The 14,377-nt window shown below is 30.1% G+C and carries 18 protein-coding genes; 17 read left to right on the forward strand and 1 reads right to left on the reverse strand.

Translation table 11 applies throughout. The features are described 5' to 3' along the window. Positions 1–113: 113 nt before the first annotated feature. Both AC4PG3_RS06170 and prxU read left to right on the forward strand, forming a co-directional pair. Complete coding sequence (locus tag AC4PG3_RS06170) at positions 114–347, forward strand: glutaredoxin family protein (RefSeq protein WP_492198174.1); 234 nt, start codon at positions 114–116, stop codon at positions 345–347. 280 nt (positions 348–627) lie between these two features. After that, a complete protein-coding gene (prxU, locus tag AC4PG3_RS06175; RefSeq protein WP_492198207.1) occupies positions 628–1,239 on the forward strand; it encodes a thioredoxin-dependent peroxiredoxin in 612 nt (203 codons plus the stop codon). Positions 1,240–1,269: 30 nt separating this feature from the next. On the opposite strand, the gene AC4PG3_RS06180 is transcribed toward prxU, so the two are convergent. After that, positions 1,270–1,632 carry a DUF134 domain-containing protein gene (locus AC4PG3_RS06180; RefSeq protein WP_492198175.1) on the reverse strand — a complete coding sequence of 121 codons (363 nt, stop codon included), beginning with the start codon at positions 1,630–1,632 and terminating at the stop codon, positions 1,270–1,272. A 262-nt stretch (positions 1,633–1,894) separates the two neighbouring features. Between AC4PG3_RS06180 and AC4PG3_RS06185 the strand changes: the two genes are divergently transcribed. The 15 genes from AC4PG3_RS06185 to AC4PG3_RS06255 all read left to right on the forward strand — a co-directional run bounded on the left by AC4PG3_RS06185 (position 1,895) and on the right by AC4PG3_RS06255 (position 14,358). Continuing rightward, complete coding sequence (locus AC4PG3_RS06185) at positions 1,895–2,275, forward strand: RidA family protein (protein ID WP_492198176.1); 381 nt, start codon at positions 1,895–1,897, stop codon at positions 2,273–2,275. Between the two features lie 13 nt (positions 2,276–2,288). Further along, complete coding sequence (locus tag AC4PG3_RS06190) at positions 2,289–3,392, forward strand: alanine racemase (RefSeq protein ID WP_492198177.1); 1,104 nt, start codon at positions 2,289–2,291, stop codon at positions 3,390–3,392. Between the two features lie 197 nt (positions 3,393–3,589). Continuing rightward, entirely contained in the window at positions 3,590–4,780 is a 1,191-nt protein-coding gene (locus tag AC4PG3_RS06195; RefSeq protein WP_492195807.1) for a quaternary amine ABC transporter ATP-binding protein, read from the forward strand. Continuing rightward, a complete protein-coding gene (locus tag AC4PG3_RS06200) occupies positions 4,780–5,628 on the forward strand; it encodes an ABC transporter permease (RefSeq protein WP_492195808.1) in 849 nt (282 codons plus the stop codon). Before AC4PG3_RS06195 ends, AC4PG3_RS06200 begins: the two co-directional genes overlap by 1 nt. Positions 5,629–5,674: 46 nt before the next feature. Beyond that, a complete protein-coding gene (locus tag AC4PG3_RS06205; protein WP_492195809.1) occupies positions 5,675–6,598 on the forward strand; it encodes a glycine betaine ABC transporter substrate-binding protein in 924 nt (307 codons plus the stop codon). Between the two features lie 186 nt (positions 6,599–6,784). Then, positions 6,785–7,303 carry an adenine phosphoribosyltransferase gene (locus AC4PG3_RS06210; RefSeq protein ID WP_492195810.1) on the forward strand — a complete coding sequence of 173 codons (519 nt, stop codon included), beginning with the start codon at positions 6,785–6,787 and terminating at the stop codon, positions 7,301–7,303. A 15-nt stretch (positions 7,304–7,318) separates the two neighbouring features. Further along, positions 7,319–8,404 (forward strand): DNA polymerase IV, encoded by a 1,086-nt coding sequence (locus AC4PG3_RS06215; RefSeq protein WP_492195811.1) that lies wholly within the window; start codon positions 7,319–7,321, stop codon positions 8,402–8,404. 74 nt (positions 8,405–8,478) lie between these two features. After that, complete coding sequence (locus AC4PG3_RS06220) at positions 8,479–8,667, forward strand: ferredoxin (RefSeq protein WP_492195812.1); 189 nt, start codon at positions 8,479–8,481, stop codon at positions 8,665–8,667. Between the two features lie 126 nt (positions 8,668–8,793). Next, entirely contained in the window at positions 8,794–10,149 is a 1,356-nt protein-coding gene (locus tag AC4PG3_RS06225) for a PTS galactitol transporter subunit IIC (protein WP_492195813.1), read from the forward strand. Between the two features lie 619 nt (positions 10,150–10,768). After that, complete coding sequence (locus AC4PG3_RS06230) at positions 10,769–11,266, forward strand: PTS sugar transporter subunit IIA (protein WP_492195814.1); 498 nt, start codon at positions 10,769–10,771, stop codon at positions 11,264–11,266. Positions 11,267–11,364: 98 nt separating this feature from the next. After that, a complete protein-coding gene (murQ, locus tag AC4PG3_RS06235; protein ID WP_492195815.1) occupies positions 11,365–12,261 on the forward strand; it encodes an N-acetylmuramic acid 6-phosphate etherase in 897 nt (298 codons plus the stop codon). A 10-nt stretch (positions 12,262–12,271) separates the two neighbouring features. Next, positions 12,272–12,751, forward strand: a complete 480-nt coding sequence (locus AC4PG3_RS06240; RefSeq protein WP_492195816.1) for a methylglyoxal synthase — start codon at positions 12,272–12,274, stop codon at positions 12,749–12,751. 224 nt (positions 12,752–12,975) lie between these two features. After that, positions 12,976–13,320 (forward strand): BMC domain-containing protein, encoded by a 345-nt coding sequence (locus tag AC4PG3_RS06245; RefSeq protein WP_492195817.1) that lies wholly within the window; start codon positions 12,976–12,978, stop codon positions 13,318–13,320. Between the two features lie 16 nt (positions 13,321–13,336). Further along, positions 13,337–13,777: a EutP/PduV family microcompartment system protein gene (locus AC4PG3_RS06250; RefSeq protein WP_492195818.1), complete on the forward strand. Its 441-nt coding sequence runs from the start codon at positions 13,337–13,339 to the stop codon at positions 13,775–13,777. A gap of 2 nt (positions 13,778–13,779) precedes the next feature. Further along, positions 13,780–14,358: a cob(I)yrinic acid a,c-diamide adenosyltransferase gene (locus AC4PG3_RS06255; RefSeq protein ID WP_492195819.1), complete on the forward strand. Its 579-nt coding sequence runs from the start codon at positions 13,780–13,782 to the stop codon at positions 14,356–14,358. Positions 14,359–14,377: the final 19 nt, after the last annotated feature.

Genomic DNA, 14,377 nt, shown 5'->3' on the forward strand with positions numbered 1-14,377 from the left:
GCCATTATTTATTATTGAATAGGATTTTTCTAGGATTAAGATTTATAATTTTTTTATGGGGTATATTAGTTACAATAATAGTTTAAATTCAGATAAAATTAGGAGGAGTTAAAGTGAAGAAAGTTATAGTTTATTCTACATCTACATGTCCATGGTGTACAAAGGTAAAGGATTATTTAGACTCTAAAAATGTAAATTATGAGTCATATGATGTAGGGAAAGATTATGATAGAGCTGTAGAGATGGTTGAGAAATCAGGGCAGCAAGGAGTTCCTGTATTAGATATAGAGGGAGATATTGTAATCGGATTTGATAAAAGTAGTATTGATAATTTATTAGGATTATAAAACATAAATAAAAAATGATAGCAAATTTAGCTTTGCTATCATTTTTTTATTTATGAGGAGTGAATTTATGACAAAATATTTTATTGGGAATATTTGTTTTGAAACTTAAATTTGTGGTATATGTAATGTGTAATGTCAAGTTATCTTACAAGAGATATTAAAGGAGGATTTTATGGCTAAAGAATCAGGGATAAGCTGTTCTAGGACAAAGCCTAATAATAGCTTAGATGAAAAATTAAATTTAAATGAAGAAAATATCAAAAAGGGGGAACAGATGAAAATGATTAAAGTTGGAAAACCAGCACCAAATTTCACAGCATCAGCTTTTCATAAAGGTGAATTCACTGAGGTAAGTTTAGAGGATTATAAGGGTAAATGGGTGTTATTATGTTTCTATCCAGGCGACTTCACTTTTGTCTGAGCTACTGAAGTCTCAGCAGTTGCTGAAAAATATCCTGAATTACAAGATTTAGATGTTGAAGTTTTATCTGTAAGTGTAGACTCTGTATTTGTTCATAAAATATGGAATGATAATGAATTATCTAAAATGGTAGGAAAAGATATACCATATCCAATGTTATCAGATCAAGATGGAAGTATTGGTAAAATGTATGGAATATACGATGAAGAGGCTGGTGTAGAAACTAGAGGTAGATTTATAATAGATCCAGATGGAATAGTTCAAGGATTTGAAGTGCTTACACCTCCAGTAGGAAGAAATGTATCTGAAACTGTAAGACAAATCAAGGCTTTCCAATTAGTAAGAAAAACAGGCGGAAAAGAAGTTACTCCTTCAGGTTGGAAACCAGGAAAGACTACTTTAAAGCCAGGTACAGATCTTGTAGGAAATGTTTGGAAAGAGTGGACAGTCAAAGAAGCTTTTGATGAATAATATTTAATTAAAATGAGCCTATTTACTAAATTAAATAGGCTCATTTTTTACTTTTCTCATTCTTTTACATTTTCCACATCCATAATTAGGACCACCTTCACTACAGAGTTTAAAATCTCCACCCTCAATTTTAAGAACTTGTCCGTTTACTAATGATTTTGCTATTTTTTTTCTAGCATCATTATAAATCCTTTGTACAGTAGTTCTAGCTACATTCATCTTGTCAGCACATTGTTCTTGTGTCATCTCTTCCAGATCTATAAGGCGAATAGTCTCATATTCATCTACAGTCATCATAATTATTTCTCTATTTTCCACTTGAGAGTTTATTGGACCATATTCATCTTTTTCAGGTAAAAAACATACTCTTCTCAATTTTCTAGGTCTTGCCATATAATCACCTCTTAAAGTCTTATTATTAGATAAATTATACTAAATTACAGACATATGTCAATATTTAATGTAATTTATTACTTGTAGATGTAAGTATTATTATTTTTGCAAATTGGCAAATATGTAGATTTAATTGAAATATAGCTGAATATTAAATAAATTAAAGTTAATTCATATGAATTGGTCTTTTAAATTGTACAATTTAAGAAAATCCAAGTATAATATATGTAAGGAGAAAATAAAAATTAATAGGGGGTAAATAATGAAATTTATAGATATTAAAGGAGCAAAAAAGAAAAAAGGTCACTACTCGGCAGCGGTACAGGCTGGAGGTTTTATTTGTGTTTCAGGTCAAATCCCTGTAAATCCAATTACAGGTGAAGGGGTAAAGGGAGATATTGTAGAGCAGACAGAAAGAATTTTGAAGAATTTAGATTTGATATTAGATTCAGCAGATGCAAAAAAAGAAGATGTTATGAAGGTAACTATATATGTGTCAGATATATCACTATGGGATAAAGTAAATGAAGTTTATAAAGATTATTTCAAAGAACACAAACCTGCTAGGGTTATTGTACCTACTAGAGAATTACATTATGGATATTTAATAGAATTGGAAGCTCTTATATATAAGGAGGACTAGGAGGTTTATAGTCATGGAAATAAAAAATATAGATACACCATCCCTATTAATAGATCGGGATATAATGATGAAAAATGTGGAGTTTATGCAAGACAAGGCAAACAAGCATAATGTAAATTTAAGGCCTCATACTAAAACTCATAAGATGCCTAAAATAGCAAAGCTACAAGTTGAAAAAGGGGCAAAGGGTATTGCAGTTGCAAAAGTAGATGAAGCCATAGTGATGGCTGAAAATGGATTAAAAGATATTTTTATTGCCAATGAGATAGTAGGAGTAGAAAAATTAGAGAAAATAAAAAAACTTTCAAAAAAAATTGATATATCATTTGGAGTAGATAGTATAGCTCAAGTTGATATTATAGATAAAATTTTTAATAAAGATAATCCAGCTCAAGTACTTATAGAAATTGAAATAGGAGAAAATAGATCAGGGGTAGTTAAGAAAAATGATTATATAGATTTATTAAAGTATATTGACTCAAAAGATAGTATAAATTTAAAAGGAATATTTTCTCATGATGGACATTCCTATAAGGCTAAAGATATAGAAGATTTAAGAATGATTTTTGAACAGGGGGAGAAAAGGACCCTTAAATTTAAGAACATAGCTGAAGATCTAGGTTTTAAAATAGAAGTAGTAAGTATAGGCTCTACTCCTACACTGATGTTTGATTTTGACATTATGGAAGGCATAACTGAAATCCGTATAGGGACTTATATATTTATGGATTCATCTCAAGCTAATGTAATAGGAAGCTATAAAAGATGTGCGGCAACAGTTCTCAGTACCATAATAAGTAAACCTACAGAAGAAAGGGTTATATTAGATGTTGGAGCCAAGGGAATAACTATGCAAAGTAGAAATGAAGGTATCTGTAAGACAAAAGGTCTAGGTTATATAAAGGATTCAAAGGATGTATATATAGATGGAGTTTTTGATGAACATGCTATAATATATAATAAGAACTTCAGAGACAAAGTAAAAGTAGGAGATAAGGTAGAAATAATACCAAATCATATATGTCCAGTTTGTAATCTATATGACAGCGCCTATTTAGTATCAGAGGGTAGAGTATTGGAAGAAATAGATATCTTAGGAAGAGGAAAATTAAGATGAATTTATGCAGAATAAATATCTATTTTTATTATTTTCAAAACGAGTAAAAACCATCTGATAATTCCCTATATTTGCATTCTAAGCCATTGTGTGTTATCATAAAAATATAAGTATTGCTGAAAATCATAAAAACATGTTTATGTACTTATCGTCACAAACATGTTTTTTCTTTTATCTTAAAATAAAAAGGAGGATGTATGTTTAAAATAGAAGTAAAAAATTTAACTAAAATATTTGGGAAATATCCTAATAAAGGATTAAACCTTTTACAAGAAGGAAAAACAAAAGAAGAAATATTAGAAAACACAGGAATGACTGTTGGTGTAAACCAAGTTTCATTTGAGGTAAATTCTAAAGAAATTTTTGTAATAATGGGATTGTCTGGAAGTGGAAAATCTACGCTTATAAGACTTATCAATCGTTTAATTGAACCTACATCAGGTAATATATTAATTGATGGAGAAGATTTATCTAAACTTGATAAGCATGGACTACGAGAAGTAAGAAGAAAAAAATTAGGTATGGTATTTCAAAATTTTGCCCTTTTCCCACATCGGACCGTTTTAGAAAATACTGGTTATGGTTTAGAAATACAAGGTGTTAAAAAAGAACAAATAAATAAAAAATCATATGAATCTTTGGATATGGTAGGTCTTAAAGGATATGAGAATCAATATCCAGATCAATTATCAGGTGGTATGCAACAAAGGGTAGGTCTTGCTAGAGCATTAGCAAATGATCCTGATATATTATTAATGGATGAAGCTTTTTCTGCTTTGGATCCACTAATTAGAAAAGAAATGCAATATGAACTTTTGGAGTTGCAATCAAAAATGAAAAAAACAATTATATTTATAACTCATGATTTAGATGAAGCTCTAAGAATTGGAAATAGAATTGCATTAATGAAGGATGGCGAAATAGTACAAATAGGTACTTCAGAAGAAATAATGACAAATCCTGCAAATGAATATGTAGAAAAGTTTGTTGAAGATGTAGATAAATCTAAAGTGTTTTCTGCAGAACATGTTATGAAGCGTGCAGAAAGTATTGAAATAGAAAAGCATGGTCCAAGGGTAGCTATACAACAAATGAAAAAATTAGGAATTTCAAGTATTCACGTAGTGAATGAACAAAAAGAGTTTATGGGTATTTTAACTGCAGAAGCAGCTTCTAAAGCTATAAAAGAAGATAATAAGAATATTAAAGAAATCATGGAAACGCAAGTTCCTAAAGTGTTTTTAGATACGCCTTTAAGTGATTTATTTGACATAATCCATAATTCGCCTGTTCCAGTAACAGTAATTGATAATAAAAATATCTTAAGAGGAGTAATAGTAAGAGGTGCTGTTATTGCAGCACTATCAAGAAATGGGGTGAATAATTAATGAATAAATTACCTCAACTACCATTAGTGGAATGGGTAGATACACTGGAAGTATGGTTGAAAAATAATGCCAAATGGTTTTTTGAACCTATTAAAAATACATTATCATCATTTGTAGATGGATTAAGTGATTTTTTAATAGCCATACCACCTTTAATTTTTGTGATAATAATTGTTACTTTTACCCTATATATAACTAAGAAAAGATGGGGATTATCTCTATTTATATTATTAGGATTATTATTAATACAAAATCTAGGCTATTGGGAAGATACAATGCTTACACTCTCCTTAATATTGGCTTCTAGTATAATATCTATTGTGATAGGAATTCCTACGGGAATTTGGATGTCAAAGAGTAAGATGGCTAAGTCTATAATAACACCTATATTAGATTTTATGCAGACTATGCCAGCTTTTGTATATTTAATACCTGCAGTTTCCTTTTTTGGAATTGGAATGGTACCTGGAGTAATAGCATCTGTTATTTTTTCAATGCCACCAGTTGTTAGATTAACAGACTTAGGTATTAGATCAGTTCCAAAAGAATTGATTGAGGCGTCAGATGCTTTTGGGTCTACTGGTTTTCAGAAGTTGTTTAGAGTTCAGTTACCTTTAGCAAAAAGTACTATAATGGCAGGAATCAATCAAACAATCATGTTAGCATTATCAATGGTTGTTATCGCTTCTATGATAGGTGCCTCTGGTCTAGGAGTAAAAGTCTTTGGAGCCGTTACTAGAAATCAAGCTGGTAAAGGATTTGCATCAGGAATATCCATAGTTATATTAGCAATAACCTTAGATCGCATTACACAGGCTTTAAACTCAACACAAAGTACTAGAAAGTAATAAGTATATAAATACTATATTTTATAAAAAATAGGAGGAATAATTTATGTTTAAAAGAAATAGAAAAATATTTATGTTAATAATGATGCTTGCTTTATCCGTAGCATTAGTAGGTTGTGGTGGTAGTGATGATAGCAATGGAGATAAGGATACAGGTGCTGAAGAAGCAAAAGACCTTGGAGAACAAATGGACTATCAAATTACAGGAATTGATGCTGGTGCTGGTGTTATGCAAGCAGCTGAGCAAGCTGTAGAAGATTATGATTTAGATTTTGATGTTAAGACTAGTTCTGGCGCTGTTATGACACAAGCACTTGGAGATGCAGTTGAAAATGAAGAACCAATTATAGTTACTGGATGGACTCCGCATTGGAAGTTTGTGGAATATGAATTGAAATATTTAGATGATCCAAAAGAATCATTTGGTGGAGAAGAAACAATTAACACTATTGTTAGATTAGGATTAAAAGAAGATAGTCCAAATGCTTATAAAGTATTAGATCAATTTAATTGGGAAACTGCAGATATGGAATCAGTGATGCTTGAAATAAGCCAAGGCACTGAAGCAGAAGATGCAGCACAAAATTGGATTGAAGATAATCAAGACAAGGTAAATGAATGGATAGATGGGGTAGAAGAAGTAGATGGTAAAGAGATTGAATTAGCATATGTTGCTTGGGATTCAACTATAGCATCTACTAATGTAGTAAAAATAGTATTGGAAGATTTAGGATTTGATGTTACTACTACTCAAGTTGAAGCAGGACCTATGTGGGCTGCAGTAGCAAGTGGAGATGCAGATGCATTTTTGGCAGGTTGGTTACCAATAACTCATGAAGCCTATTTAAATGATTATGCAGATGAAGTAGAAGACCTTGGACCAAATTTAGAAGGTGCAAAAATAGGTTTAGTAGTACCAGTTTATATGGATATTGATTCAATCGAAGATTTAGCAAATTATAAAAAATAATAGCTAAGATTAATAAAAGACTAAGGACGATTAATCGTCCTTAGTCTTTTAAATTTTAGTATAAAAGTATATTTCTTTATTATAGAATAGTATAATGTTGAAAATTGTTGTTGTTAAATCATGTAAAAAAGAGCAAAGTATGTTAAAATTATAGAGTAGTAATAGAATATATTAGGAGGAATTAATTTGGATCTTAAATCTAAAATAAGGGTGATAGAAGACTTTCCAGTAGAAGGGATAAGTTTTAAGGATATAACAACTTTAACAAAGGATAAACTTGCATTTAAAGAGTCTATAGATTTAATAGTGAGGGATTTAAAAGATAGGGAAATAGATTATATAGTTGGGCCAGAGGCGAGAGGTTTTTTATTTGGTGCAGCTGTTGCATATGCTTTAGGTGCAGGGTTCATACCTCTTAGAAAGCCTGGAAAGCTTCCTGCTGAAACAGAAAAATATGAATACGAGTTAGAATATGGGAATAATGTGTTAGAAATTCATAAAGATTCAATTACAAAAGGTGATAAAGTTGCCATAGTAGATGATTTACTTGCAACTGGTGGCACTGTATTTTCTGCTGTTAAATTAATTGAGAAATTAGGTGGAGAAGTAAAAGCTTTAGAGTTTTTAATTGAATTAGAAAGCTTAAATGGCAGAGAAAAGCTTGATGAATACTATGTAAACTCATTAGTCAAATATGATAAATAAATTCATAGTTTAGGAGTGATATATATAAAACCTCTATTAAGGTTATATCAAGATGAAATATTAAATATTATCCATATAGATATGGATGCTTTTTATGCTTCAGTAGAGGAGAGGGATAATCCTAAATTAAAAGGATATCCAGTAATTGTAGGTGGAACTAAAAAACATGGGATAGTGACAACTGCTAATTATGAAGCTAGAAAATTTGGCATACATTCTGCTATGCCTATTTTTATGGCTAAGTCTAAGTGTCCAAATGGAATATTTATTCAAACTCGGATGAAAGAATATCAAAAAGCATCTAAAGAGGTGTTTGATATACTATATAAATTTACAGATTTAGTAGAGCCTGTATCTATAGATGAAGCATATTTGGATATATCTAATATAGGAATGAATCCTGTAGAAGTAGGAGAAAAGATTAAAAAAACTGTATTGGAAGCTACTGGTTTGACAATGTCTATTGGGATTTCTTATAATAAATTTTTAGCTAAAATTGGTTCTGATTGGAACAAGCCAAATGGGATAAAAGTAATAAGTAAAAATATGGTTCCAGATATTTTGATGCCACTTTCAATTTCTAAAGTACACGGAATTGGAAAAAAGACTTCAGAGAAATTAAATAATATTGGAATATATACTGTTAGAGATTTATATAGACTTTCTGAGGAATTTTTAGTAGATTTTTTTGGAAAGTTGGGAAATGAAATATATAATAGAATCCGGGGAATAGATAATAGGGAATTAAATCTTCAAAGAGAAAGAAAATCATTAGGTGTAGAATCTACTTTTTCCTATATTACAAAAGATAGAGATGTTTTAAATTCATATCTAGAGAGTTTTTCAAAGGAACTTTCAGAGGATTTAATGAAGGAAAATTTACAGGGTAGAACTATTACATTGAAGATAAAATATAAAGATTTCAAATTACATACAAAGAGCAAGACATATCAAGAAGAAATCTATAGCTTTGATGATATATATAAGATTTCAAAAATCTTATTAGATGAAATAAATTTAAAAAAAGAAATTAGATTAATAGGACTTAGCATTTCAAATCTTTCATCTATATATATGAAACAACTTTCTATTTATGATTAGATTTTATGTATAATATTGTATCATGGTGAAAAAACTATTAAAATGATACCAAATAAAATAATGGAGGGATTTTCATGAAAGCAGCAGTAGATAGGGAAGCTTGTATAGGCTGTGAACTTTGTACTACAATTTGCCCAGAAGTCTTTGAAATGGATGATGAACAGATAGCAGTTGTAATAGCAGATCCAGTACCATCAGATGTAGAGGATAGTGCACAAGAGGCAGCAGATTCCTGCCCTACAGATGCTATTAGTGTAGAATAAAATTAATTGAATCTATTTAGAAAATAAGGCGATTTATTTAAATGAATTGCCTTATTTTCTTTATGCTTTAGAAAAATATAAAGGGGTATCAATAGTAATCATATTATAAATCATAAGGAGGAAACAATGGAATTTTTAAACAATGGAATTACATACTTATTAAGTTTTGAACCATATGTATTACTTCCTATTATAATTTTCATATTGGGGATGATCTTTAGAATCAAGATAAAAACTACAATTAAATCTTCCCTTCAATTAGGGATTGGATTTGTAGGTATATTTATGGTTTTTGACTATTTTATTGGAATTATACAGCCTGTAGTTTCTGCTATAATAGCAAGATTAGGACTTAATATGGAAGTTTTAGATGTAGGATGGCCACCCCTTGCTGTTATAACTTGGAGTTTTAATCTAGCACCTCTAATACTAGTCATATTGATAGTTATAAATGCGATTATGCTAATTTTAAAATTAACTAAGACAGTTAATATTGATATTTGGAATTATTGGCATATAATTTTTTTAGCTACTATGGTTCAATATGTTACACAAAATTTATTTTTGACCTTTAGTATATCCATAATCAGTTTTATACTTACTCTAAAACTAGCAGAGTGGACTGCACCTATTATAAATCGGCATTCAGGTATGGAAGGCATATGTATACCCCATCTATCTGCGGCCATTCACTATCCACTTGCTTTAGCAGGGAATAAAATTATAGAAAGAATACCTGTATTAAATAATATTGAAGCAAATCCAGAAACTATGAAAAAGAAATTGGGATTATTTGGAGAACCAATGATGATAGGATTTATATTAGGTTTTATATTAGGATTTAGTGCAGGATATGAACTAAAACAGATATTAGAAATAGCTATAAGATTCTCAGCAGTAATATTTATCCTTCCTAAAATGGGAGGTATATTGGGAGAATCTTTAATCCCTATATCTGAGGGGATGAAGGACTTCATAGGGGAAAAACTACCTAATATGGGAGAAACTTATATTGGACTAGATGTAGCAGTATTATTTGGACTTCCTGCTAATATTGTAACTACACTTTTATTGATTCCCACATCTATAGTCCTTGCTATAATACTTCCTGGAGTAAACTTTATTCCCTTAGGAGACCTGACAAATCTTTTAGTTCCCGTGGCATTTATAACTATTGCTACAAATGGAAATATTATAAAATCTTATATATTGGGTATACCCATTGTTATAACTACACTTTATATGGCTTCATGGATAGCACCATTACTTACAGAAATGGCCAGCTCTATAAATTATGAAGTAATAGACAATGGAATGTTTACCAGTTTTTTAGATGGCGGAAATATATATAGAACCTGGATTATAATGATACTTGAGAGAAATATCTTTGCAATAATCTTTATACCTGTAGCTTTATTTTTGATTTATTATACTTATAAATCTTATAAGACTCAGGAAATGAGATATAATAAATCTATATAATATATCTAAAATAAAGTATAGTCTAAATCTAGATTATAAAATAGCTAAGATAATAGGAGACTTTATAAAAGAAAATAAAAACATTTAAAAACAGAAACTATTTAAAATAGTTTCTGTTTTTTAAGATATAAGATTAAGAAAAGTAGGATAATATAATACTAGTAAGGAGATTACAGCGGATATAAAAAACACTATTTTGTTTGTCTTACTAGGATTTTTCTTTTCTATAATAGAATAAGACCAATATAAAAGGCCTCCTGTAATAATAGTAAACAAAGGCTTATATTTACTCATATTTGCAAAATAAGCACTTCCTACGCTCCCTAGACCTAGGGATGTAAGTATTAGTCCACCACTTCAGCATAGGCTAGCAAATATAGCAGTAAAAATGGATGAGATACTTAAAAACTTTTCTTTCACAAAACCACCCCATTCTATGAAATAAATCATATTATTTATCATTAATAAAGTCAAGAGTCAAAACTAATATGAACTATTGTAATTATTATAGATTTAGAGGAGTAATATAGTACTAAGATGTAATTGGGAAAATATATTGTTAATTTCATCAACAAAAGGGTATTTTAATTATATAAATAATAATTCGAGGGGGTAGAAAATGTTTAAAAATCTTTTTAAAAGAAAAGACGATTCTAAAGGGGGCACAGTCGTCTTATCTAATCTAGTTAAGGGGAAAGTTATAAATTTAGAAGATGTACCAGATGAAGTATTTGCACAAAAAATGTTAGGAGATGGATTTGCAGTTGAGCCTTCAGAAGGGGCAATTTATTCACCGGTAGATGGAGAAGTTAAAGTATTGTTTCCTACACTTCATGCTGTAGCTATAGAGACAAAGGAAGGATTAGAGCTACTTATCCATATAGGAATAGATACAGTTGAGTTAAATGGTGAAGGATTTAGCTCTAATATCAAACTAGGGGATAATGTTAAAAAAGGTGATTTATTAGTAAACTTTGATATGGAAATTATAAAAAAAGGAGGCAAAAGTCCTATTACTCCAGTTATTATAACTAATATGGACAAAGTAAAAAAATTAAATGTAGAGTACGGAGATAAAGAATTAGGAGATAAAGTAGCAGATATAGAATTAAAATAAAGATGGAATTCATCTTTATTTTTATCTTTTAAATGGACAAAATTTTAATAATAATAATAATTTATTATTATGGAAGTAAAAGGAGAGAATATATAAGTATGAATCTTGATAAATTGACTACAGAAAAGAGAAATCCTTATACTAAAGATATAGATATGCTAAACACATTTGAGATGATAGAGAAGATAAATCAGGAAGATAAAAAAATTGCTTTTAGTATAGAAAAAGTTATACCTGAGATTTCAGAGGGAGTAGATTTAATATACGATACACTTAAAAGTGGAGGTAGACTTATATATATAGGAGCTGGAACAAGTGGAAGATTAGGCATATTAGATGCTTCAGAAGCACCACCTACATTTGGAGTTAGTGAAAATACTATAAAAGGAGTAATTGCAGGTGGAAAAAGGGCTATAACCAGTGCTATAGAAAATGCAGAAGATAGTAAAAAAGATGCAGAGTATGATTTAAAGGAGATAGATTTTAATAAAGAAGATATATTAGTTGGAATAACTGCAAGTGGTAGAACTCCTTATGTAATAGGAGGCTTACAATATGCGAAATCTATGGGTGCTAGGACTATTGGGATTTCGAATAATAAAAATTCTGAATTATCTAAGTTTGTGGATATATCTATAGAGGTAGAAGTGGGAGCAGAGGTTATCACGGGTTCTACAAGAATGAAATCTGGAACTGCTCAAAAAATGGTCATAAATATGTTAAGTACAGGAGCTATGATAAAATTAGGGAAGGTATATGAGAATTTAATGATAGATTTAAAACCAACTAATTTAAAGTTAAAACAGCGAAGTAAAAATATTATAGTAGAAGCTACAGATATAGATGAATCTAAGGCTCAAGAATATTTAGATCTAACTAATTATGATGTAAAACTATCTATATTTATGATAAAATCAGGATTAGATATGAAAAAGGCTAAAGATATATTAGATGAAAATGAAGGACATATTAGAAAAGCATTAAAATCAATATAGGAGTGATTTTATGGAATATATAGATTCTTATATGGGAAAACAAAAGAGGATAGCATTAGTTGCACATGACAATATGAAAGAACATTTAATTAATTGGATAGAAAAAAATAAAGATATTCTTAAAAAACATTTTTTACTTGGAACAGGAACTACTGCAAAATTAATTTCAGAAAGTGTGGAGCTTCCAGTTAGAGCATTTAAATCTGGACCTATGGGTGGAGATCAGCAACTTGGAGCTCGAATTGCTGAAGAAACCATCGATATATTGATTTTTTTCTGGGATCCTCTAGAAGCCCAGCCTCATGATCCAGATGTAAAGGCATTGCTTAGGATAGCTGTATTATATGATATACCTGTTGCAAATAATAGAGCTACAGCAGATTTCATTCTTTCATCACCACTTATGGATAGCAATTATAATAAACAAGTAGTAGACTATAGTACTTTAATCAAGAAGAGAACCAAACATTTTTTAGATTTAAATGAATAGTTATAGGGGAATTATTACTTACAGAAAAAATCCTGTTTAGATTTAAGAATCTAAACAGGATTTTAATATTTTAGCTATCAAAAAGCAGCAAAAGTATGTACAATTGTGGAATAAATTTTAAATGATTAAAATTTGTTTATAAAGGAAATACTTATACCGACATTAGAAAGCAAAGGATATATAAATAATGTGTATTATATTTTTACTATGAGATGGAGAAAGATATGGATATATTAGAAAGAAAAGTATTTGAATCAGTACCAGGTAAACAAGTGACATTAGCACATGTTATAGCAAATCCAGATGATCGAATCTTTGAAAAGTTAGGCTTGAATGATGAAAAGTATCGTGCAATTGGTATTTTAACCATAACCCCACCAGAGGTTGCAATCATCGCTGTGGATATAGCTAAAAAGACTGCACCTATTAAAATAGGCTTTGTTGATAGGTTTAGCGGGTCAGTATTTATCTTAGGGGATATAGCATCTGTACAATCGGCTATGGAACAGGTCATTATTGATTTAAGAGAACTTATGCAGTTTTCTGTCCCCGAAATAACAAAAACATAATAGGTGGGAATAGAAAATGAAAAAAATCATGTTAATTGGATCAGTTGGAAGTGGGAAAACCACTCTTTGTCAAAGAATTCAAGGAGAAAATATTAAATATAAGAAAACACAATCAGTTGAGTTCTATTCTCAGATGATTGATACACCAGGTGAGTTTGTTTTGCATAGAAGATTCTATAGCGCTTTACAAATGATGGCTGCTAGTTCAGACATCATTGGATTTGTTTGTAGCGTGACAGAATTAGGTCAGACATTTTCACCATACTTTGCACAAAATTTTACAAAACCATGTATAGGAATTATTACAAAGATAGATTTAGCGCCAAACGAAGAAGCTATCATAAATGCTGAGAAAAGATTAGAGTTAGCAGGTGTTAAGAAAATTTTTCATCTCTCCACTGTTAACGATCAAGGAGTAGCAGAGTTGATAGCCTATCTTTCTAAGGAGGAGGAATAAATTTGCAAATTTATACTAGAACTGGTGATAAAGGATATACTAAGATAATCGGTGGTATTCAATTAGCAAAAGATAGTCAACGTATAAAAGCATATGGAACTATTGATGAATTAAATAGTTTTGTAGGATATGCTATTACACTTATAAAAAATAATGATTCGTTGAAAACGGAATTAACAAAGATCCAACAGTATTTATTTGATTGTGGTAACGATTTAGCAACTCCAGCAGGAAAAGGAACCTACCGAGTTACATCTGCTTTGACAGAATGGATTGAAAAGTGTATTGATGTTCATGCAGGGGTTCCTCAAGAAGTGGAATCTTTTATCTTGCCAGGTGGTTCACAAGCGGCAAGTATTTTGCATATTTGTAGAACAATTGCCCGGAGAGCAGAAAGAGAAATCGTAACATTCCAATGGACTAATGATATAAATGAAGAGGTTTTGACATTTGTTAATCGCCTATCAGATTATTTCTTTTCAGTAGCACGTGTTGTAAATGCAAATGAAGGTATTGAAGATGTGCTTTATGAAAGAAGTGGAAAGGTATTCCATATAGATTTGAAAAAAGAAGATTTATAATAAATAGAAATAGATTATG

Source organism: Tissierella sp. QWL-11 (assembly GCF_058683765.1).

What these genes read in the sequence shown, in the direction of transcription:
- AC4PG3_RS06180 (WP_492198175.1), bottom strand. Translation starts at nt 1,632, where the DNA reads ATGGCAAGACCTAGAAAATTGAGAAGAGTATGTTTTTTACCTGAAAAA.
- AC4PG3_RS06185 (WP_492198176.1), top strand. Translation starts at nt 1,895, where the DNA reads ATGAAATTTATAGATATTAAAGGAGCAAAAAAGAAAAAAGGTCACTAC.
- AC4PG3_RS06190 (WP_492198177.1), top strand. Translation starts at nt 2,289, where the DNA reads ATGGAAATAAAAAATATAGATACACCATCCCTATTAATAGATCGGGAT.
- AC4PG3_RS06195 (WP_492195807.1), top strand. Translation starts at nt 3,590, where the DNA reads ATGTTTAAAATAGAAGTAAAAAATTTAACTAAAATATTTGGGAAATAT.
- AC4PG3_RS06200 (WP_492195808.1), top strand. Translation starts at nt 4,780, where the DNA reads ATGAATAAATTACCTCAACTACCATTAGTGGAATGGGTAGATACACTG.
- AC4PG3_RS06205 (WP_492195809.1), top strand. Translation starts at nt 5,675, where the DNA reads ATGTTTAAAAGAAATAGAAAAATATTTATGTTAATAATGATGCTTGCT.
- AC4PG3_RS06220 (WP_492195812.1), top strand. Translation starts at nt 8,479, where the DNA reads ATGAAAGCAGCAGTAGATAGGGAAGCTTGTATAGGCTGTGAACTTTGT.
- AC4PG3_RS06225 (WP_492195813.1), top strand. Translation starts at nt 8,794, where the DNA reads ATGGAATTTTTAAACAATGGAATTACATACTTATTAAGTTTTGAACCA.
- AC4PG3_RS06230 (WP_492195814.1), top strand. Translation starts at nt 10,769, where the DNA reads ATGTTTAAAAATCTTTTTAAAAGAAAAGACGATTCTAAAGGGGGCACA.
- murQ (WP_492195815.1), top strand. Translation starts at nt 11,365, where the DNA reads ATGAATCTTGATAAATTGACTACAGAAAAGAGAAATCCTTATACTAAA.
- AC4PG3_RS06240 (WP_492195816.1), top strand. Translation starts at nt 12,272, where the DNA reads ATGGAATATATAGATTCTTATATGGGAAAACAAAAGAGGATAGCATTA.
- AC4PG3_RS06245 (WP_492195817.1), top strand. Translation starts at nt 12,976, where the DNA reads ATGGATATATTAGAAAGAAAAGTATTTGAATCAGTACCAGGTAAACAA.
- AC4PG3_RS06250 (WP_492195818.1), top strand. Translation starts at nt 13,337, where the DNA reads ATGAAAAAAATCATGTTAATTGGATCAGTTGGAAGTGGGAAAACCACT.